This window comes from Cohnella caldifontis, assembly GCF_029360585.1.
Taxonomy (GTDB): Bacteria; Bacillota; Bacilli; order Paenibacillales; family Paenibacillaceae; genus Cohnella; species Cohnella caldifontis.
The window spans coordinates 214998-235156 of record NZ_JAQZSJ010000007.1 but is presented as its reverse complement, the minus strand read 5'-3'; the positions used below and the strand labels follow the sequence as shown (position 1 = coordinate 235156).

General features: G+C 60.5%; 16 protein-coding genes. All 16 read left to right on the top strand.

Annotated elements, in window-relative coordinates; translation table 11 throughout:
• Positions 1 to 7 precede the first annotated feature (7 nt).
• The 16 genes from PTZ19_RS12880 to PTZ19_RS12805 all read left to right on the top strand — a co-directional run bounded on the left by PTZ19_RS12880 (position 8) and on the right by PTZ19_RS12805 (position 20098).
• Positions 8 to 1915 carry a heparinase II/III domain-containing protein gene (locus PTZ19_RS12880; protein WP_276354960.1) on the top strand — a complete coding sequence of 636 codons (1908 nt, stop codon included), beginning with the start codon at positions 8 to 10 and terminating at the stop codon, positions 1913 to 1915.
• Between the two features lie 13 nt (positions 1916 to 1928).
• Complete coding sequence (locus PTZ19_RS12875; protein ID WP_276354959.1) at positions 1929 to 3797, top strand: DUF2264 domain-containing protein; 1869 nt, start codon at positions 1929 to 1931, stop codon at positions 3795 to 3797.
• 947 nt (positions 3798 to 4744) lie between these two features.
• Positions 4745 to 6226 carry an alpha-N-arabinofuranosidase gene (locus tag PTZ19_RS12870; protein WP_276354958.1) on the top strand — a complete coding sequence of 494 codons (1482 nt, stop codon included), beginning with the start codon at positions 4745 to 4747 and terminating at the stop codon, positions 6224 to 6226.
• A gap of 35 nt (positions 6227 to 6261) precedes the next feature.
• Positions 6262 to 6495, top strand: a complete 234-nt coding sequence (locus PTZ19_RS12865) for a DUF6171 family protein (RefSeq protein ID WP_276354957.1) — start codon at positions 6262 to 6264, stop codon at positions 6493 to 6495.
• Between the two features lie 193 nt (positions 6496 to 6688).
• A complete protein-coding gene (locus PTZ19_RS12860; RefSeq protein WP_276354984.1) occupies positions 6689 to 7747 on the top strand; it encodes a family 8 glycosyl hydrolase in 1059 nt (352 codons plus the stop codon).
• A 198-nt stretch (positions 7748 to 7945) separates the two neighbouring features.
• Entirely contained in the window at positions 7946 to 8821 is an 876-nt protein-coding gene (locus tag PTZ19_RS12855) for an ROK family protein (protein ID WP_276354956.1), read from the top strand.
• 330 nt (positions 8822 to 9151) lie between these two features.
• On the top strand, positions 9152 to 9985 hold the full coding sequence (gene kduI, locus PTZ19_RS12850) for a 5-dehydro-4-deoxy-D-glucuronate isomerase (protein ID WP_276354955.1): 834 nt from the start codon (positions 9152 to 9154) through the stop codon (positions 9983 to 9985).
• Between the two features lie 50 nt (positions 9986 to 10035).
• Positions 10036 to 10803 (top strand): DeoR/GlpR family DNA-binding transcription regulator, encoded by a 768-nt coding sequence (locus PTZ19_RS12845; RefSeq protein WP_276354954.1) that lies wholly within the window; start codon positions 10036 to 10038, stop codon positions 10801 to 10803.
• Positions 10800 to 11558, top strand: a complete 759-nt coding sequence (kduD, locus tag PTZ19_RS12840; RefSeq protein WP_276354953.1) for a 2-dehydro-3-deoxy-D-gluconate 5-dehydrogenase KduD — start codon at positions 10800 to 10802, stop codon at positions 11556 to 11558. The genes PTZ19_RS12845 and kduD overlap by 4 nt, the downstream gene beginning before the upstream one ends.
• Entirely contained in the window at positions 11555 to 12214 is a 660-nt protein-coding gene (locus PTZ19_RS12835; RefSeq protein ID WP_276354952.1) for a bifunctional 4-hydroxy-2-oxoglutarate aldolase/2-dehydro-3-deoxy-phosphogluconate aldolase, read from the top strand. The genes kduD and PTZ19_RS12835 overlap by 4 nt, the downstream gene beginning before the upstream one ends.
• Entirely contained in the window at positions 12211 to 13200 is a 990-nt protein-coding gene (locus tag PTZ19_RS12830; protein ID WP_276354951.1) for a sugar kinase, read from the top strand. The genes PTZ19_RS12835 and PTZ19_RS12830 overlap by 4 nt, the downstream gene beginning before the upstream one ends.
• 175 nt (positions 13201 to 13375) lie before the next feature.
• Complete coding sequence (locus tag PTZ19_RS12825) at positions 13376 to 14290, top strand: carbohydrate ABC transporter permease (protein ID WP_276354950.1); 915 nt, start codon at positions 13376 to 13378, stop codon at positions 14288 to 14290.
• A 67-nt stretch (positions 14291 to 14357) separates the two neighbouring features.
• Positions 14358 to 15146 (top strand): carbohydrate ABC transporter permease, encoded by a 789-nt coding sequence (locus PTZ19_RS12820; protein WP_276354982.1) that lies wholly within the window; start codon positions 14358 to 14360, stop codon positions 15144 to 15146.
• A gap of 107 nt (positions 15147 to 15253) precedes the next feature.
• The gene (locus PTZ19_RS12815; RefSeq protein ID WP_276354949.1) at positions 15254 to 16627 is read left to right on the top strand and encodes an extracellular solute-binding protein; all 1374 of its coding nucleotides are present in this window, start codon (positions 15254 to 15256) and stop codon (positions 16625 to 16627) included.
• Between the two features lie 137 nt (positions 16628 to 16764).
• A complete protein-coding gene (locus PTZ19_RS12810) occupies positions 16765 to 18537 on the top strand; it encodes a cache domain-containing sensor histidine kinase (RefSeq protein ID WP_276354948.1) in 1773 nt (590 codons plus the stop codon).
• Entirely contained in the window at positions 18512 to 20098 is a 1587-nt protein-coding gene (locus tag PTZ19_RS12805) for a response regulator transcription factor (RefSeq protein ID WP_276354947.1), read from the top strand. Before PTZ19_RS12810 ends, PTZ19_RS12805 begins: the two co-directional genes overlap by 26 nt.
• Positions 20099 to 20159: the final 61 nt, after the last annotated feature.

Below are 20159 nucleotides of genomic sequence, written 5' to 3'. Positions count from 1 at the left end.
TCGCGTCATGAACATGGGGGAAGTATGGGCCGCGTTGCGTATCGGAACGGAGATGGCCGGCGGGGACGGGCGCCGGGCGCTGTTCGCGGAAGCGAGGAATCTGCGGCTGCCGGCTGCACGGTACGCGGAGTTCCGGGCGTTGGGCGATCGGCTGTCGGAGCAGGAGATTCCGGACCTTCCGTTTCGCCTGTACCGGCTGTACGACACGACGGGGGACCGCGAGGCGTATCAAGCCGCGTATTTCGAACGCCGCAAGCGGATGGGCGTTTTCGCGGTTTTGGCGCTGGCGGGGGATGGTCGGGGTGCATCCGGGGCGCTGGCGGAAGACGGCCGCGCAAGCGCAGCCTTCGAGGCGTCGTCGGGGACGGGACGAGAGGCGTCCGGGGCGCTGGCGGCGTTGGAAGACGTCCTCTGGGCGATTTGCGGCGAGTATACGTGGTGCTTGCCTGCCCATTTGGGAGGACGCAGCCTGGACCCGGCGGCGGAGCACCGGACGGTTATCGACTTGTTCGCGGCGGAAACCGCGTTTTATTTGGCAGAAATCGTATGTTTAATGGAAGAACGGCTGTCTCCCTTGGTCGCGGAGCGGGTCCGCCGGGAAATCCGGTCGAGGGTGCTGGGGCCTTACGCTTCCCTCTCGCCCGCCGCGTGGTGGGAGACGACGGACATGAACTGGGCGGCCGTCTGCGCCGGTTCGGTGGGGGCCGCCGCGATGTACCTGATCCGGGAGGATGACATCCTGGCGCCGCTGCTGCATCGGGCGGTCAGCACGATGGAAGGTTTTATCGCCGGCTTCCCCGAGGACGGCGCCTGTCTGGAAGGCTTGAAATATTGGACCTATGGCTTCGGGTTTTACGTGGCGTTCGCGAGCCTGCTGTCGCAGCGGACAGGAGGAATCGTCGATCTGCTGCAGGGGGAGAAAATCCGCCGCATCGCCCGGTTCCAGCAGAAATGCTACTTGGACGGCCACACCGTGATCAGCTATTCGGACAGTTCGGACGCGGGGGAATTCCAGCCGGGATTGACGCATTACCTGAGGCGGCGCTTTGCGGACGTGGAGGTTCCCAGCCGGGCGTGCGAAGCCGGCGTACTCGGCGACGACTGTTTCCGGTGGATGCATGCGATCCGCAATCTCGCTTGGTACGAAGAAGCGTTCGCGGACGGCGAGCTGGGCGAAGCGGTCGAATATATGCCCGACGCGCAAATCGTCGTCTGCCGGGGCCGGATGGGGAACCGCAGCGTCGGCTTTTCCGCGAAAGGCGGCCATAACGGCGAACCGCACAACCACAACGACGCGGGCAGCTTCATCCTGCTGGCGGACGGCGAACAGCTGCTCGCCGATCCGGGATCCGGCGTCTATACGAGAGAATATTTCGGCGAAGGCCGATACGAGTTGATTTATAACGGCTCGCACGGCCATTCGGTGCCGGTCGTGGACGGGGATTTCCAACGGGCCGGATCGGAACGCCGGGCAGTCGTGCGCCACGCCGATTTTGCCGATTCCCGAACGGTGTTCGAACTGGAGCTCGCGGCCGCTTACGGGAATGAGAATCTCCGGTCCCTCGTCCGCCGGTTTTATTTTGACAAGCAACAGGGTTTGCTGAGACTGCGGGACGATTATGCGTATGTCGGCGGTTATGCCGGCGCGTTCCGGGAACGGTTCGTTTCTTTCCGGAAGCCGGAAACGGCGGGGGAGGGGCTGATCCGGATAACGGGCCGAGAGGGGGCGGTTCTCAATATCCGATTCGATCCGAAGCAACTTGCGCCGGAGCTCGGGCAAGAACGGTTCTTGGAAAACCGGCTCGGCAAGGAAATCTTGTATCTCGTCGATTTGTCGGCCGTAGAGCGGAAGAATCGGGATTCCGTCGCCGTCGAGATCCGGTTGGAGTGGAAAGAGAAGAGTTTGCCGACATAGGGAGTGGGATTCCATGAGGGCTTTCGATTTGGCGATTCGGGACAATCCGCTCGTGACGCGGAAGGATATGCGGGAGGCGCTCCGCCAGCTGTGCGAGCCGCTCATTCCGTATTTCAGCGAAGGGCGAACGAGGCTGGAACTCGGCTTTACCGGCTCGGGCTGCGCGGCGGAAACGGCCGAGCTGGAAGGATTTTCGCGGATTCTCTGGGGCCTTGTGCCTTTGGCGGCGGGGGGCGGGGATTCTCCGCTGTGGGACCTCGTCGCGCAGGGCATCCGCAACGGGACGGACCCGGCCCATCCGGAGTATTGGGACGCCGTTCGGGACTACGACCAGAAGCTGGTCGAAATGGCGGCGATGGGCTTCGCGCTGGCATTGGCTCCGGATCGGGTCTGGGAGCCGCTCAGCGTGCCGGAACGGCAGCGGTTTTACGATTGGCTGAACCAGATGAACCGGCGGGAACTGCACGATTGCAACTGGAAGTTTTTCAACGTCATGGTGAACCTGGGGTTCAAAAAAGCCGGTCTGCCTTACGATGCCAAGCGCATGAACGAGCACCTGGACCGGATCGATGCCTATTACCTGTCGGACGGCTGGTATTCGGACGGTCCCCAGGCGCATTGCGACTATTACGTTCCGTTCGCGATCTATTTCTACGGGCTGCTGTATTCGGTATGGATGAAAGACGAGGATCCGATCCGTGCGGGGATGTACCGGGAACGAGCGTCGGTTTTCGCGCAAGCGTTCATCCATTGGTTCGCCGGGGACGGTTCCGCGCTGCCGTTCGGCCGAAGCCTGACGTACCGGTTCGCGCAGTCCGCGTTCTGGTCCGCCATGGCGTACGCCGAAGTCGAAGCGTTCCCGATGGGCGTGATGAAAGGCCTCGTGCTCCGCAACTTGAGGTGGTGGTTCCGGCAGCCGATTTTCCGTGCCGACGGCACGCTGACGATCGGATACGCGTACCCGAACCTGGTCATGGCGGAAAATTACAACGCGCCGGGTTCCCCCTATTGGGCGCTGAAGGCGTTTCTCCCGCTGGCGCTGCCGGAACAGCATCCGTTCTGGCGGGCGGGGGAATTGCCGCTTCCCCGTCTTCCGGAACTTTCGATCCAGCAAGCTCCGCGCCTGGTGATCTGCCGGCAAGAGGAGAAGCGGCACGTCGTCGCTTTCAATGCCGGCCATCGTTCCACGAACGAACATACGCACACCTCCGCCAAATACGAGAAGTTCGCGTATTCCAACATGTTCGGCTTCAGCGTTCCCCGTGCCGAATGGGGACTGTCGCAGGGGGCCTTCGATTCCATGCTCGCGATGAGCGAGGGGGACCGGATGTACCGGGTCAAACGGACGGCGGAGGAGTCGGAGATCCGAGATCACGGCGTGCTGTATTTTCGTTGGAAGCCTTGGAAGGACGTTGAGGTCCGGACTTGGCTGATCCCCGGAACGCCTTGGCATGTCCGGGTGCACCGGATCGAGACGGGCCGGTATTTGGATCTGGCCGACGGGGGCTTCGCGCTCGGCTTGGAAAGTTTGGCGGAGCGGTCGCGGATCGCACAGCCTGCGGCGGCCGAGTCGGAATCCCGTCAGGCGCGGGTCTCGTACCCTTGGGGCGCCAGCGGAATCCGGCTGCTGCACGGATCCGGGGAAGCGCAGCTGATTTACCCGAACGCCAACACGAACGTGTTGCACGCGCGGACCGTGATCCCGACGGTGACCGCGAGCCTGCAGCCCGGAACCGTCGGCTGGCTGGCGACCGCCGTTTACGGCGAACCCGGGTCCGATTCGTCGGCGTGGGAACGCCCGCCGCGGGCGGAAGCGGACGGGGAGGCGCTGACGGTCGTTTGGGGCGGCTCGGGCGAAGAGAGGCTGCGTATCGAGATGTAAACTAGATTGTAAGAACGGCGTAGATGCAAGGAGGGACGCTGCCTGCTGCAGCGTTCTTTAACTCCTTAGAGGGAGAATCGGTGAAGCGCAATGTATTTCCAAAGGGGCGGGCTAAGGGCCAAAATGCAGTTGTTTCATCTGATTCCACAAAAACGTGATGACGAAAGGCCAAAATGCAATAAGCAGAGATCGATTCGGCGGAAAAATGAAGTATTGGCCTGGAATAAATGTATTTCGGCTCTTCGTACCCCAAAACAGGGGCAGAATGAGAAGACTCATTGTATTTAAGCACTTAGCGAACGCTCCTGCTACATAACGACAACGACGTCGTTTTTCTTTCATATTGGTCCGCGAATAAAAGAAAAAAGGTCTACCCAAGGGGTGGACCTTTTTTATCGCTGCTCTCCGTCTTCCGAGTCGGCTGCTTCATGATCCCTTCCCGGGACATCTTCGTCCGGATGATCGTAAGGAACGCGATCCTCTTCGTAATACAAGCCTCGTCACCTCCCTTCGTTCAAACATTATATGCCGCGGATTTTCGCCGCATATCTTGCCTATGTCATCCGGGTGTAAAAGTCGACGGTTTTTGATTTCAGGCAATCCGCTTCATGAACCGCGCAGCGGCGCACGACGTGCGCGATTTCAGGCGTTCCGCTTCATGAACCGCGCAATAGCGCACGACGTGCGCGATCGCGTCCATTTCTCCCCGGTGCGGCGCCATCATCAACAAATGTGTCGTCGTGTTTAAATTCGCATAAATATAAATTTAAACAATCTGCTGTCTCAGAACACATTGAGCCGCTCGGCTGCAAGGCACCGAAATCCCCCCTTTACAAACCGCTTGCAAGCGCTTATATTAAGCCTGTGGCAAGTAGCTGTGTAAAAACCCGGAATCATGCATTTTGAATTAACAAAAAAATTAATCCAGAACGCAGGAGGAGCTGCCCATGAAAGCGACCGAAACGATCAACGCCGATTTGCCGATCGGCACCATCAGCCGCCATATTTACGGCCATTTCGCCGAACATCTTGGCCGCTGCATTTACGAGGGGATTTGGGTAGGCGAAGATTCCGCGATTCCGAATACCCAAGGGATCCGCAACGATGTCCTGGAAGCGCTGAAAAAGCTGGACATTCCGGTGCTGCGTTGGCCGGGCGGCTGCTTCGCGGACGAATACCATTGGAAGGACGGCGTCGGTCCGAGGGAATCCCGCAAACGGATGGTGAACACGCACTGGGGCGGCGTCGTGGAGAACAACCATTTCGGCACGCATGAGTTCCTGGCTTTGTGCGAACTGCTCGGCTGCGAGCCCTACATCTGCGGCAACCTGGGCAGCGGCACGGTCCAGGAGATGCAGGAATGGGTCGAATACATGACGTTCGACGGAGAGTCGCCGATGGCGAACTGGCGCAAGGAGAACGGCCGCGACAAGCCTTGGCGCCTGAAGTATTTCGGCGTCGGCAACGAGAACTGGGGCTGCGGCGGCAGCATGCGGCCGGAGTACTACGCCGACGAATACCGCCGCTATCAGACGTACGTTCGGAACTACGGCGGCAACCGCATTTACAAAATCGCTTGCGGTTCCAACACGGCAGACTACCACTGGACCGAAACCTTGATGAAGCAAGCCGGCTCCCATATGGACGGGCTCAGCCTGCATTATTACACGGTGCCGGGCAATTGGGAGAACAAAGGCGCCGCGACCGAGTTCAACGAGGCCGAGTGGTTCGCGACGATGCGCAAATCCTTATACATGGACGAGTTGATCACCCGGCATGCCGCCATCATGGACCGTTACGACCCGGAAAAGCGGGTCGGCATGATCGTAGACGAGTGGGGCACCTGGTATCGCGTCGAGGAAGGGACGAACCCCGGTTTCCTCTACCAGCAGAACACCCTTCGGGACGCGCTGGTGGCCGGACTTCATTTCCACATTTTCCACCGCCATTGCGATCGCGTACATATGGCCAACATCGCCCAAACCGTCAACGTGCTGCAAGCCATGGTGCTGACGGAAGGCGCCAAGATGCTGCTGACGCCGACGTACCACGTTTTCGAAATGTTCAAGGTTCATCAAGACGCGGAGGCGCTGGCGGTCCATACGGACGCCGATTCTTACCGAAACGGCAACGAGGCGATTCCCCAGGTCAGCGTTTCGGCATCCCGGCGGGACGGAAAGACCCATATCAGCCTCTGCAACGTCCATCCCGGCGAAGCCGCGCAGGTGTCGCTGCGCCTTCGGGGCTTGTCCGCCGCGCCGAAAGTCAGCGCACGCATCCTGACGAGCGGCGAAATGAATGCCCATAATACGTTCGAACGTCCGGACGCGCTGGCTCCCCAAGCCTTCGACGGTTTCGCGAACGTCAGCCAAGAAGGGTTGGCCGTTCAATTGCCGCCGATGTCCGTCGCGGTACTCGAACTTTCATGACGGGCGGCTGCAAAGGCTGTTCCGCAACCGTACATGTGACCCGCGAACAGGTCGACCGGCTGCTGGACGCCATGAACGGCAAAGGATTCGACTTCGTCCGCGACGCGTTATATGCCCGAAGACTGGCCGCATGCCGGTCTTGCGCTTCGCTGGAATACGAGACGACATGCATGCACTGCGGCTGCCTGGTCGAAGTCCGGGCCAAGCTTGACGGAAAGGACTGCCCGCACCCCGCGGGCTCCAGATGGAGCGGCGCGGGATCCGGCTGACTTCTGACGGCAATCCCATGATTCTCCCTCGTTCAAGGAGCCGCAACCCTCTTATGCCATGCGGCCTTCAGCCCCGCAGCCCATGTAGGGCTTCTTTTCCTCCCGCGGCCCAATCTGCCTAAGAGGTGATCTTGTGGAAAACAACGGAGCCTTCTATTCGGGACGATACCGGAACGTGCTGCAAGAATTCGGAATGCCGCAAGCGGAGATCGACGAACGGTTGGCGAGCGCATGGCGCCATCTGTTCGAGGACGAGGAAACCCGCATCTATTTTCCGGTCGGCGACTCCATGGGCTACATGCTGGACACGGGCAACTTGGATGTCCGCACCGAGGGCATGTCCTACGGCATGATGATGGCGGTGCAGATGGATCGCCGAGACGTCTTCGATCGGCTGTGGCAATGGACGATGACGAACATGTACATGACGACCGGCGAGAACGCGGGGTATTTCGCCTGGTCCTGCGCGCCGGACGGAACGAAAAACGCCTACGGGCCCGCGCCGGACGGGGAAGAGTTTTTCGCGATGGCCCTGTTCTTCGCCGCCCACCGGTGGAGCGAAAGCCGCTATGCCGTGCAAGCCCGGGAATTGCTGCGAACCTGCCTGCACAAGGGCGAGGACGGGGTGGGGCATCCGATGTGGAACCCGGAGAACAAGCTGATCAAATTCGTGCCGAATTGCGAATATTCGGACCCGTCGTACCACTTGCCCCATTTTTACGAGTTGTTCGCCTTATGGGCCGATCCGGAAGACCGTCCGTTCTGGAAAGAGGCCGCGGCGGCCAGCCGCGCTTATTTGCGCAAGGCATGCCACCCCGTCACGGGGCTCGCGCCGGAGTACGCCCATTACGACGGAACGCCGAACGACGAACGGGGCTTCGGGCATTTCTTCAGCGATTCCTATCGGGTCGCCGCCAACGTCGGCCTGGATTGGGCATGGTTCGCGGCGGACGAATGGCAGCGGGGGGAAGCGGACCGCATCCAGGCGTTTTTCGCGGACAAACGCCCCGAAGACTATCGCCGTTATACCGTGGCCGGAGAGCCGTTCGAGGAGAAGTCGCTGCATCCCGTGGGGCTGCTGGCGACGAACGCGATGGCTTCCTTGGCGGCCGAAGGCCCGCATGCCCGGGCGAGCGTCGAGTTGTTCTGGCATACGCCTCCGCGCATCGGCGACAGAAGGTATTACGACAATTGCTTGTACTTTTTCGCCTTGCTGGCGTTAAGCGGCAACTATCGGATCTGGAAGCCTTAATCCGACGCCACACCGCGCGCTGGGAGCTGCGCGCGGTGCGAAACCGGGAACGTATACGTACATCCGCGGACGATCGGAAACTCTGAAGAACCCTTGCGTGCGAAGGGTTCTTTTTGGTATTCTTGCCGCGTGCGGAATTTTTCGATGGGTTGAGAGAGTTTGACTCCGTCAAACTCCCGATTAGAGGAGGAAGTCTTGATGCGCATCGGCGCGATAGAAGCGGGCGGCACCAAATTCGTCTGCGGGATCGGCAACGAAAGCGGGGAAATCGAAGAACGGGTCAGCTTTCCGACCGAACGCCCGGAGACCACGATGGCGAACGTCATCTCCTTTTTCCGGGACAAGCGCGTCGAGGCGATCGGCGTCGGCACGTTCGGTCCGATCAACGCGGATTCTTCCAGTCCGGCATACGGCAGCATTACGACGACGCCGAAGCCGGGGTGGGCGGGGTACGCGTTCTTGGACACGCTGAAAAAGGAGTTCGACGTCCCTTACGGCTGGGATACGGACGTGAACGCGGCGGCGCTCGGGGAAGCGACTTGGGGCGCGGCGAAAGGGTTGGACAGCTGCGTGTACTACACGATCGGCACCGGAGTCGGCGCGGGCGTCTATGCCGAAGGCAAGCTCGTTCACGGATTGGTTCACCCCGAAGGCGGCCACGTGTGGGTTCGCCGGCATAGCCGGGACGCCTTTGAAGGGTTATGTCCTTACCATGGGGATTGCCTGGAAGGCATGGCGGCCGGTCCGGCGATCGAGAAGAGATGGGGCGTCAAGGGCAGCGAGCTTCCCGCGGACCATCCGGCTTGGGAAATCGAAGCGTACTATATCGCCCAGGCGATCGCGGGCGCGGTTCTCCTGCTGTCGCCGAAGAAAGTCATTCTCGGGGGCGGGGTCATGCACCAGCGGCAGCTGTTCCCCTTGGTCCGGGCGGAAGTGTTGAAAATTTTGAACGGCTACGTCCAATCGCCGGCGATTACGCAGGAGATCGACGCGTATATCGTGCCGCCGGGACTCGGCGACAACGCCGGCTTGCTCGGCTCCGTGGCGCTGGGGCTGCGGGCGCTCGGACGGTAAGCTCTTGACGCGAGCCCTCTCGATTTGACAATTTTTGGGCTGAACAGACTTCATAAACTTATCGTGACCGTACGGGGAGCACCTCGCCAAAGCCGAACACACAGACGTGTTGCTTTGTCGGGGTGCGGACCCGAATATCCGCAAGCTGATGCCAGCCGATTGACTCCTGAGCGCTGAAGCCTTCGCAGCCCCGTTCGCCGCGGTTGCCGAGGGCTTCTTTTTACTTAGGCGGACTTTTCACATTTCGCTTGAACGCGAACCCGAAAGGTCTTAAAATAAACCTATATAAACGCAAATAAACCACAATGAACAAGATGGAGGTTATCTACGATGGAAGTCCGCTACGCCTCGCATCCCCGGGAAGTCAAAACGTACGACACTTCGCGCCTGCGCGAAGAGTTTCTGCTGGAGCGGCTGTTCGTCGCCGACGAGCTGACGCTGTATTACACGCACGTCGACCGGTTCATCGTCGGGGGAGCCGTTCCGGTGAAGGGCCAAGTCAAGCTGGAAGCCGACCCGCATTCGATCGGCGCGGCTACGTTCCTGGAGCGTCGGGAGATCGGCATCATCAACGTCGGGGGAGCGGGGACGATCACGGTGGACGGCCAACCGTACGCGATGGAGACGAAGGACTGCCTCTACGTCGGCCGCGGCGCCAAAGACGTCGCGTTCGCCAGCGCGGATGCGTCGAACCCGGCGAAATTCTATTTCAATTCCACGCCCGCCCACCAGACGTACCCGACCGTGAAAGCCGCCATCAGCGAAGCTTCCCCGAACCATTTGGGCAGCCTGCAGAACTCGAACGAACGCACGATTTACCGTTACATCCACACCGGCGGGATCCAGAGCTGCCAGCTCGTCATGGGCATGACGCTGCTCAAGCCGGGCAGCATGTGGAACACGATGCCGTGCCACACCCATAACCGCCGCTCCGAAGTGTATTTCTACTTCGATATGCCGGAGGACGGGGCCGTATTCCATTTGATGGGCGAGCCGCAGGAAACGCGGCACCTCGTCGTCCGCAACGAGCAAGGCATCATCTCCCCGAGCTGGTCGATCCACAGCGGCGTCGGCACGAACAGCTATACGTTCATTTGGGGCATGGCCGGCGAAAATCAAATCTTCGAAGATATGGATGCCGTGGCCATGAAAGATTTAAAATAAAGAAGTTCTTACCGAGTAACGGGAAATCGGGAAACGAAACGGGGACTCCGATGAACTCCTTGCAACGATACGAGAAAATCATGGAGCTGCTGCTGGCCGAGAGCCAGGTGACGGTGGCGGAGCTCAGCGAGCGATTGGACGTAACCGGCAAGACGATCCGCGAGGATTTGGCGAAGCTGGAGGAGAAAGGCCTGCTTCGCCGCGTCCACGGGGGAGCCATGCTGGCGCAGGCGGACCAATTGGGCATCCTCTCGCTGCGGAATCCGGTGTCCCGGCACGCCGCCGAGAAAGCCGAGGTCGCGAAGCTGGCCGTCAGCCTGATCGAGCCGAACGACATCGTCGCGCTGGACGGCGGCACCACGACCCAGGAAATCGCCCGTCACCTCCCCAACCAGCCGATGACCGTGGTGACGAACGACGTGATCGTCATCAGCGAACTGGCCCGCAAAGACCTGATTCGGCTCGTCGTGCCGGGCGGATACCGGGTCCGCAACATGCTGACCGGTTCGGAGGCCGTTGCCTACATCCGCAAGCTGAACATCCATAAGGCGTTCCTCACCGCCACGGGGGTTCATCCGGATTCGGGCTTCACCATCTACACGGGGGAGTTCCACGAGATCAAACGGGCGTGGCTCGAGACGGCGCAAACCTCCTACGTCGTCGCGGACCATCACAAGTTCGGGCAGGGGGCGCTCTTCACCTTCGCCAAGCTGACGGAAGTGGAGGCCATCTTGACCGACTCGGGCATTACCGAGGACACGAAAGCGCAGTACCAGAACGCGGGAGTCAAACTCCTGATCAACGAAGAAAAGGAATGAGAGCCATCATGTTCAACTTATCCGGCAAAACGGCGCTGGTGACCGGCACTTCGGGCGGTCTCGGCCAGGCCATGGCGATCGCCCTCGCGGAGGCGGGCGCTTCCGTCGTGGCCGTATCGGCTTCCAACAGCGACGAAACCGTCGCCGCGATCCGCGGGTTTGGCGGCAGCGCGGAGCAGATTTCCGCCGACCTGAGCAAGGAAGATAACCTGGAGAAGCTGTTCGCGGAAGCGCTGGGCAAATTCGGCCGCATCGACATCCTCGTCAACAACGCGGGGACGATCCGCCGCGCGCCGGCGGCGCAGCATTCCAGCAAGGACTGGCACGACGTCGTCGACCTGAACCTGAATTCCGTCTTCTTCCTGAGCCAGCTGGCCGGCCGCCACATGATCGAGCGGGGAAGCGGCAAAATCGTCAACATCGCTTCGATGCTGTCGTTCCAAGGCGGCATCAACGTGCCCGGCTATACGGCGAGCAAGCATGCCGTCGCCGGCCTTACGAAAGCGCTGGCCAACGAATGGGCCGGCAAAGGCGTGCAGATCAATGCGATCGCGCCGGGTTATATCGAGACCCGCAATACGGCTCCGATCATCGCCGACGAGAAACGGTACCAGTCCATACTGGAACGCATTCCGGCCGGCCGGTGGGGAACGCCCGAGGATCTGAAGGGGCCCGTCGTGTTCCTGGCTTCGGCCGCTTCCGATTACATGAACGGACATGTCTTATGCGTAGATGGAGGTTGGATGGCAAGATGACGACGAACCGGAAACCGAGCGAACTGCTGCAGGCGCTGTCCCAAGAGAAAATCGTGGCGATCATCCGGGGAATCCCGGACGGCAAGGGCGACGCCACCGCCCAAGCGTTGTTCGAAGGGGGCGTCGTCTTCCTCGAAGTGACGCTGAACACGGACGGCGCGCTGGGCATGATTTCGCGCTTCCGCGAACGTTACGAAGGCCGCATGAGAATCGGCGCCGGCACGGTGCTCGATTTGGACCAGGCCAAAGAAGCGGCCGCCGCGGGCGCCGAATACATCATTTCGCCGAACCTGGACGAAGAGGTCGTCCGCTTCGGCGTGGAACGCGGCCTCGACGTCTGGCCGGGCACGATGACCCCGACGGAAATCGTCCGCGCCTATAAGGCCGGCGCCTCCGCGGTGAAGGTGTTCCCGATGGGCAGCCTCGGCGTGAATTACCTGAAGGAAATCCGCGCGCCGCTGAACCATATCCCGATGGTCGCCACCGGCGGCGTCAACCTGCAGAACATCCGCACCGTGCTGGACGCGGGCGCCGTCGCCGTCGGGCTGGGCGGCAACCTGGTCGACAAGAAGCTCGTCGCGGAAGGCAAGTTCGACGAGCTCCGCAAGCTGGCGCAAGCCTACTCCGACGAAGTCAAAGGAATCGGCCGGGCATGAGCGGCAACTACGCAGCGCAACGAAACGCCGACGTCGTGACGATCGGGGAGAGCATGGTCCTGCTCCAGCCGATGAGCGAAGGGCAGCTCGCCTACGCGCCGCTGTTCACCCGCTCGATCGCGGGCGCGGAGTCCAACGTGTCGATCGGCTTGTCCCGCCTCGGCCGCAAAGTCCGGTGGATCGGCCGGTTAGGCGTCGACCCGTTCGGCGACATGATCCTGCATACGCTGGCCGGCGAAGGCGTCGACGTGTCCTTGGCGGAGCGCGACCCGGCTTATCCGACCGCGATCTATTTCAAGGAGTTCAAGGGTTACGGCGACCCCAACGTCTACTACTACCGCAAAGGCTCCGCGGCCAGCCGGCTGTCCCCGGAGCACGTGAAGCCCGAATGGTTCGCGGGCGCCCGTCACCTGCACGTGACGGGCATTACGCCCGCGCTCGGGCCGCACACCGCGGACGCCGTCAAACACGCGATGAAGCAGGCGAAAAGCCAAGGTCTCACCGTGTCGTTCGACCCGAACCTGCGGCGCAAGCTGTGGTCCGAGGAAGAGGCGCGCCGCACGCTGCTGGAACTGATCCCGCTCTGCGACCTGTTCCTTCCCGGACTGGAGGAAGCGGAGTTCCTGCTCGGGGAGAAGACCGAGGAAGCCTACGGGCAAGCGTTCCTGGAAATGGGACCGGAGACGGTCGTGCTCAAGCTGGGCGATCGGGGCGCCGTCGGATTCTCCGTAGAGCGCTCGGTTCGGGTCGACCCGGTCCGGGTGCCGCGCATCGTGGACACGGTCGGCGCCGGCGACGCGTTCGCCGCGGGTATGCTGTCCGAATACCTGGACCGCGGCGAAGACGAGAATTGGCTGGAGCGGGCGCTTCGCACGGCCAACGCGATGGGCGCTTTGGCGGTCCAATACCGCGGGGACTGGGAAGGGCTGCCGAAGCAAAGCGAGCTGGACCGCCTGCTGGAAGGCGGCAAAGACGTCACCCGCTGAACGCGCGGGCGATTGCCGTATAGTGTTACTTAAGGGAGCTGTCTTCGGACAGCTCCTTTTCGTTTTGGGCGGAGGTAAAAATATTTTCGGAATCGGTCATTTTCCTTACCTTATCCGGCCGCGCGATATTCGTTACGATAAGGCTGTGAAATTTGCGCAGGCGGGGTGCATACGGATGGACAAGCGAACGGACAAGAAGGCGGGGAAACGGAGGAGAACGCGCAAAGAAAATTGGGCGGGATACGTATTCGTCGGTCCGATGCTGATCGGCTTGACGGTGCTGACGGTCATCCCGACGATCATCACGCTGATGCTCAGCTTTACCGATTGGAGCTTCATCGCGGGGATCGACCGCATCCGATTCGTCGGATTCGAAAACTATTCCAAGCTGTTCGGGGATCGCGTGTTCCGCATTTCCTTGCAGAACAACCTGGCCATGCTGCTGGTCGTTCCCGTCCAGATGGGGATCGCGTTGGTGCTGGCCGTGATCATCGACCGGGTCGTATACGGGAAGAGCCTGTTCAAGGTGCTTTTTTTCATGCCCTATATTTCCAGCATCGTGGCCGTCGCGATCGTTTTCCAGTTGCTGTTCCACCCGTCCTACGGGCCGGTCAACCGATTCCTGGCGGCGGTCGGCGTGAAGAAGCCGCCCCTGTGGCTCGCGGACGTTCACTACGCGCTTCCGTCCGTCATGATCATCATGGCGTGGATCGGAATCGGCTTTTGCCTGATCGTGTATTTGGCGGCGCTGCAGTCGATACCGGGCGATCTGTACGAGTCCGCGGAAATCGACGGGGCCCGGGCGTGGACCCGGTTCGCGCGCATCACGCTGCCGCTGGTCTCGCCGACGACGTTCTTCTTGCTCGTCACGGGGTTCATCAGCTCGTTCAAATCGTTCGACATCATCAAGGTGTTGACGGAAGGACGGCCGGCGTATGCGACGTCGGTGATCACGTATCAACTGTACACGACGGCGTTCGAGGATCTGAAAACCGGCTATGCCTCGTCCATCGCGTGGTTCCTGCTCGGATGCGTCCTGCTGATTACGCTCGTCCAGCTGTACGGGCAGCGAAAATGGGTGAACTATTAGATGCCGAGCGAGGTGAGATGAAGTGCGAAAAAACAATCCGGCGGTAAGAGTACTCGTTACCGCCCTGATGCTGCTTGGGGGAATCGCGTTCATCCTGCCCTTCCTCTGGATGGTTTCGGCTTCCTTCAAGCCGGAAATCGACGTGTTCCGCTATCCGATCGAATGGATACCGAAACATTGGAACGCCTACCGGAATTACCGCGACGTCTGGTTCGGCGATTATCCCTTCGCCTTGTACTACTGGAATACGATCAAGGTGACGGCGTGGACGACGCTCGTGTCGGCGGCCGTCTCCAGCATGGCGGCTTACGGCTTTTCCCACGTGGATTTCCGGGGCCGGAACGCGCTGTTCGTTCTGGTGCTGGCGACGTTCATGGTGCCGAGCGCGTCGATCCTCGTCCCGCAATTCCTGATTTTCCGTTGGCTGCATTTGTTCGACACCCATCTCGGGCTCGTCCTCGTCGGTTCCTTCAGCGCGCTCGGGACCTTCATGCTGCGGCAGTTTTTTCTCGGCCTCCATCCGGACTGCCTCGATGCCGCCCGAATGGACGGCGCGGGCCATGCCCGGATTTTCGCCCGGATCGCCGTTCCCTTGGTGCGGCCGGCCATCGCCACCTATGCGATTCTCCGATTCATCTGGACCTGGAACGATTACGCGAATCCGCTGATTTTCCTGCGCAGCGACCATCTGGCCACGATCCAGCTGGGCATACAGAAGTTCGCGTCCGAGAGCGGCGTGTTCTACTCGCTCATCATGGCGGGGACCGTGTCGGCGGTGCTGCCGCTGATCGCGATTTTCGTCGTCGGGCAGAAACAGGTGATCGAAGGGATCGCGCTCGGCGGCGTAAAGGGGTAAAAATTTTTCCGGAATCGGTAAAAATTGACGCTCCGACGCTTTCCGCGAATCGTGTTAAGGTAAATTCATGAAATAAAAGGGCTTACATAAACGGGGAGGATGCAAAGATGAACAAGAAATGGTTGTCCGTCACCGCGGCCGTTTTGCTCGCGGCGAGTCTGCTGGCCGGCTGCTCGAAGGGCGGCGGGGAACGGCAGGCCGGCGGAGGCGAATCGCCCGCGGGCAGCGCGCCGGCCGGCGGCGCGAGCCCGTCCGCCGGCGCCGAGCCGGTGACGGTCAAGTTCCTCGGCTGGGAGAAAGCGTCGGTCTACCAGCCCGCCATCGACGCCTTCATGCAGAAAAACCCGACGATCAAAGTCGAGTATACGCCGCTGGTGGAGAACGATTCGAACGAATCGATCAAGAAGATCGATCTCATGTACGCTTCCGGCGACGCGTTCGACGTATTCCCGCTCAACTCCGCGCGGGATTTCGCCCAACGGGCGGCAGCCGGCATGCTGGAGCCGCTGGACGATTACCTGGCCAAGGAAGGCGTGAGATACGAGGACGAGTACAAGGCGGAGCAGCAGCTGATCAACGGCAAACGCTATTCGCTGCCGGGGAAATTCGGGCCTTGGATGATCCTGCTCAACAAGGAGATGCTGGACGCGGCCCAGCTTCCCGTGCCGACCAGTTGGACGTGGGACGATTTCCGGGAGTATGCCAAAAAGCTGACGAAGGGCGACGGTCCGAACAAAACGTACGGCGCGCACTTCCACGAATGGAAGGATTATTTCCTGCTTCGGCTCTACAGCGCCCCGAAAGACCAAGGGATCATGAAGGACGACGGCTTGACGCTGAACGCCGACAACCCGCTCATGAAGCGGTCGCTCGAGCTCCGTTACGAAATGGAGAAGACGGACGGCTCCGCGACGCCTTACCAAGACGTGATCACGCAGAAGATTCCGTACCGCGACCAATACTTCCAGAAGAAAGCCGCCATGATGCCGACCGGTCCTTGGATGATCGCCGAAGCGGGCGGCACGGACAAAATCCCGGCTACCTTCGTCTCCGCATTCGCTCCGTGGCCGACGAACGGCCAAGGAGACGAGAATTACGCTTTCGGGGGCGCCGACCCGCTCGTCATTTCTTCCAAATCCAAGCATAAGGAAGAATCTTACCGGTTCCTGCGGTTCCTGTCCACGGAGGGCATGGTGCTGACCAACCAGCTGTCGGCTTGGAAGAAAGCGGACACCCAATCGGAAGTCGATACGATCGTGGCCTCGACGAAATCCCCGGATAAGATCGACAAAGCGTCGCTGATCAACACGCTGAACGTCACCAAGCTGCCGACGCCGCCCGTCACGCCTTCCTATGCGGCGGACCTGGAGAAAGCCTATATCGCGGAAGCGGAGAAGTACATGCTGGGCGTGGCCGATTTGGAAACGACGATGGCGAACATCCGGACCAATCTGCAAAAAATCATCGACGCTAACAAATAACCGTTCCCTTTCGCCCGATTCCAGTATAATGAGAAGGAGGATGCCGGCCAGGCATCCCCCTTTTCTTCGTTGCTCCGCGGCTTCTAAGGACTCCGACAGCCGCGCTAACCTACGCCTCCGAAGGGAGAAAGACGGTCATGCGGCAGCCCGTGTTCAGCTGGAGGCAAAGACTGATCCTTACATCCCTCTTGTGCCTCGTGCTTCCGTCCATTCTCGCATTGGCGCTGACGGGAATGTACACGAAAAACGAATTGCGCAACAAGGCCGTCGCCAAGGCGGAGCAGTCCCTGGAAGTGGCGGAGTTGTACGAGTCCAACCTCATGCGGGACATGATCAACGCCTTCAATTCCATCCAGTACGACAGCGAGATGATCACGGAGCTGCGCGTGGCCTGGAATAAGTTCCGAAGCGACAAGACCGGGGTCGTGGATTTCTTCTCCTTCCGGAAAATCTCCGAGAAGCTGGACCACCTCACGTTTTTCGGAGGCAAAACCTACGTGTCGATCCTGCTGCCGGACGGGCTGTATTTCACCAATTTCTCGACGTACAAGAACGATCTGTCGTTCATGTACAAGGAACCTTGGCTGGAGGCGCTCTCCCGGGAACCGGTGAATTCCACCGTTTGGCACGGAACGCAGCCGAATTACGTGAAAGCCGACGCGGACAAGGATCCCCATTTGATCACCATCGTCCGCACGTTCCAGTTGTACGCGAACAGTCCGAACGCTTATCTCATCCTCAGCAAGCCGGAGGAGCAATTCCGGCAAATTTTCTCCAAATACGCGGAGGACCAGACGATGATGCTGCTGGACGCGGACGGGAAGATCGTCTCCCACACCGATCCGGCGCGGATCGGGCAATTCGCCCCGGACCCGGCGCCGGATGCCGGACCTTACCGCATGATCCGCGAGGGCGGGCGGGGATACCTCTCGGTCAGCCATTCGCTGCCGTTCGCCGGCTGGAGCATGCGGAGCTTGACGCCGTATGAAAGCGCAACCAGCAATGTCGGCCCTTTGTTCAACTACGTGTCCGTCTTGCAGCTCGTTCTGTTCCTCGTATTCGCCGGCTTGCTCTATTATTTGCTCAATCAATGGACCTTGCCGATCAAAAAGCTGGCCCGGACGGCGTCCAAAGTGGAGAAGGGATTCCTGGAAGAACGTTCGCGGGTGCGGGGACGGGACGAAATCGGGCATTTGGGTCTGGCCTTCGACCAGATGCTGGACCGGGTCGAAGAGATGATCGCCCAGGTCGAACGGGAACAAACCCGGAAGCGCATGGCCGAGCTCGAGCTGCTGCAGGCGCAGATGAACCCGCATTTTCTGTTTAACACGCTGAATTCCATCCGCATGCGGGCCATTCTCAAAGGCGAGGCGGAAATCGGCGGCGTGCTCGGTTCCCTCTCTTCCTTGCTTCGCATGACGATCAACCGGAACAACGAGTTCGTCGCCTTGCACGAGGAGGTCGAAACCGTCCGCCGCTATCTGGACTTGGTCCAATTCCGGCACGGGGAGACCGTGAAGCTGAAAGTCCAGCTGGCTTCGGACGCGTGGCTGGAGCTCATTCCCCGGTTCACGCTGCAGCCGCTCGTCGAGAACGCCCATCTCCACGGTCTGCGGCAAGGGCCGGGAGAAATCGCCATCTCGGCTTGGAAACAGCCTCCCTATTTGATGATCCAAGTTCGGGACGACGGCGTCGGGATGCCGGAGGACAAGCTGGCGGAAATCCGAAGCGGCGCCCCGGCGACCGGCATCGGTCTCCGGAACGTGAAGGAACGGCTGCGGATCCTGTACGGCAGCCTGTTCGACATGGAGCTGAGCGGCGCGCCGGGTTCCGGCTTGTCGATCACCTTGAAAATCCCGATCGGGGCAAGAGAGGAGCAAAGCCATGTACCAAGTCATGCTGGTGGATGACGACTTGGCGGTGCTGGATTTTCTCCAGCGGCTGGTTCCTTGGCGCGAAATGGGCTTCGAACTGGCCGGCGCTTTCACCCGCGCGTCCGAAGCGGTCGAACGTTGCCGCCGCGGAATGCCGGATTTGATCATTACGGACATCGGCATGCCCGGGTTGGACGGGCTCGCCTTCATTCGGCTTCTCCAGGAGGAAGGGGCCAAGAGCCGCTTCGTGATTTTATCTTGCCACGACGAATTCCAATATGCCCAGCAGGCCGTCCAACTCGGCGTCCAGGACTATCTGTTGAAAGAAACGTTGGGCGCGGAAAGCATCGCGAACGTGGCGGAACGGATCAAATCGAAATTGGAGGAAGACCGGCGCCTTAAGCTCCAGGCGGATCGTCTGCATCGGCAGGCGTCGGAAAGCCAATCGGCCTTGAAGGAAAAATGGCTTCGCGGCCTGATGGCCGGACCCGTCATCGAGGAAGGAACGCTGCTCGGCCCGTTGCGGGACTTCGGGCTGAACGCGGACCTGGGCCGCATCATTCCCGTGCTATGCCGGGTGTACAGCTTTCATGACGCGATTTCCCGATACGGGAAGGAAGAGATCGTGAAATTCATCGTGGAAAACGCGGCGGAGGAACTGCTGGGCGGCGAGCCTGACGTCCTGTTCATCGGCAGCTCGGCGCGGGAGTGCTTCCTGCTCTTTGCCTGCCGCAACGAACTGGCGTTTAATCCATACGACAAGGCGGCCGGCCTTTGCCGCAAGCTGCAGCAGGCGTTCGCGAAGTATTTGAAGCTGGAGTTCAGCATGATCATCGGGGAAGCGGCAGCGAGCGGCGCGGAGCTGAAACGGCAGCTGCCGGAGCTGCTCGACGCGGCCGATCCCCTGTTCTATGCCGAAGGGCCTGCGCTCGTCAAGATCAAGGATTTGCCGCCGGCGGGCGCCGAAGAAGACCCGTTCGACCATTACGCGGAATACGCCGACCGCCTGAACCGGCTTCTGATCGAAGGAAACCCCAACGCGGAGCCCGTGGTCGATTCGTTCATCGCCTGGATCCGGGACCGGAAATGCCGTCCCTCCGACGTCAAGCAGATGGTGTGGAAGCTCGCGCTGGACCTCCAGCTGAAGCTCAAGTTCCGCCAAGCCTACGACAAAGAGAGGGCGCAGCAGGCCGTCGGGCAAATGATGAACGCCGGGGAAGTCCGGGAATGGCTGCTTCGGTTCATGAAGGAAGCCGTGAGCCAAGCGGAGCAAATATCCAAGGAAAGCAAGAAAGCCGAGATCGTCGACGCCCGGAAATACGTGCGGCTCCATCTGGACCGCAAAATCACGCTCGAGGAAGTCGCGGACCTGCTGCATCTGAACCCCAGCTATTTCAGCCGGTTGTTCAAGAAGGAAACCGGGGAGAATTTCATCGAGTTCGTCACGCGGCTGAAAATGGAAAAGGCCAAAGAGCTCCTGGGCGAGAACGGGAAAACCGTGGAGCAGACCGCCTCGCTGCTCGGGTACGACAACAAAAGCTACTTCGTAAAGCTGTTCAAACAGCATTACGGCGCCCCGCCGAGCCGTTTGATCTAGCCGGGAAGCCGATCCAAAACGAATCCCTTGCGCATGCGGCGCGCAAGGGATTTTTGCGGTT

Bases quoted from the DNA above. Each gene is read 5' to 3' on its own strand.
- kduD (WP_276354953.1), top strand. From the start codon at position 10,800: ATGAGAGCCATCATGTTCAACTTATCCGGCAAAACGGCGCTGGTGACC.
- kduI (WP_276354955.1), top strand. From the start codon at position 9,152: ATGGAAGTCCGCTACGCCTCGCATCCCCGGGAAGTCAAAACGTACGAC.
- PTZ19_RS12855 (WP_276354956.1), top strand. From the start codon at position 7,946: ATGCGCATCGGCGCGATAGAAGCGGGCGGCACCAAATTCGTCTGCGGG.
- PTZ19_RS12830 (WP_276354951.1), top strand. From the start codon at position 12,211: ATGAGCGGCAACTACGCAGCGCAACGAAACGCCGACGTCGTGACGATC.
- PTZ19_RS12880 (WP_276354960.1), top strand. From the start codon at position 8: ATGAACATGGGGGAAGTATGGGCCGCGTTGCGTATCGGAACGGAGATG.
- PTZ19_RS12825 (WP_276354950.1), top strand. From the start codon at position 13,376: ATGGACAAGCGAACGGACAAGAAGGCGGGGAAACGGAGGAGAACGCGC.
- PTZ19_RS12835 (WP_276354952.1), top strand. From the start codon at position 11,555: ATGACGACGAACCGGAAACCGAGCGAACTGCTGCAGGCGCTGTCCCAA.
- PTZ19_RS12875 (WP_276354959.1), top strand. From the start codon at position 1,929: ATGAGGGCTTTCGATTTGGCGATTCGGGACAATCCGCTCGTGACGCGG.
- PTZ19_RS12870 (WP_276354958.1), top strand. From the start codon at position 4,745: ATGAAAGCGACCGAAACGATCAACGCCGATTTGCCGATCGGCACCATC.
- PTZ19_RS12815 (WP_276354949.1), top strand. From the start codon at position 15,254: ATGAACAAGAAATGGTTGTCCGTCACCGCGGCCGTTTTGCTCGCGGCG.
- PTZ19_RS12805 (WP_276354947.1), top strand. From the start codon at position 18,512: ATGTACCAAGTCATGCTGGTGGATGACGACTTGGCGGTGCTGGATTTT.
- PTZ19_RS12845 (WP_276354954.1), top strand. From the start codon at position 10,036: ATGAACTCCTTGCAACGATACGAGAAAATCATGGAGCTGCTGCTGGCC.
- PTZ19_RS12820 (WP_276354982.1), top strand. From the start codon at position 14,358: ATGCTGCTTGGGGGAATCGCGTTCATCCTGCCCTTCCTCTGGATGGTT.
- PTZ19_RS12810 (WP_276354948.1), top strand. From the start codon at position 16,765: ATGCGGCAGCCCGTGTTCAGCTGGAGGCAAAGACTGATCCTTACATCC.
- PTZ19_RS12860 (WP_276354984.1), top strand. From the start codon at position 6,689: ATGCCGCAAGCGGAGATCGACGAACGGTTGGCGAGCGCATGGCGCCAT.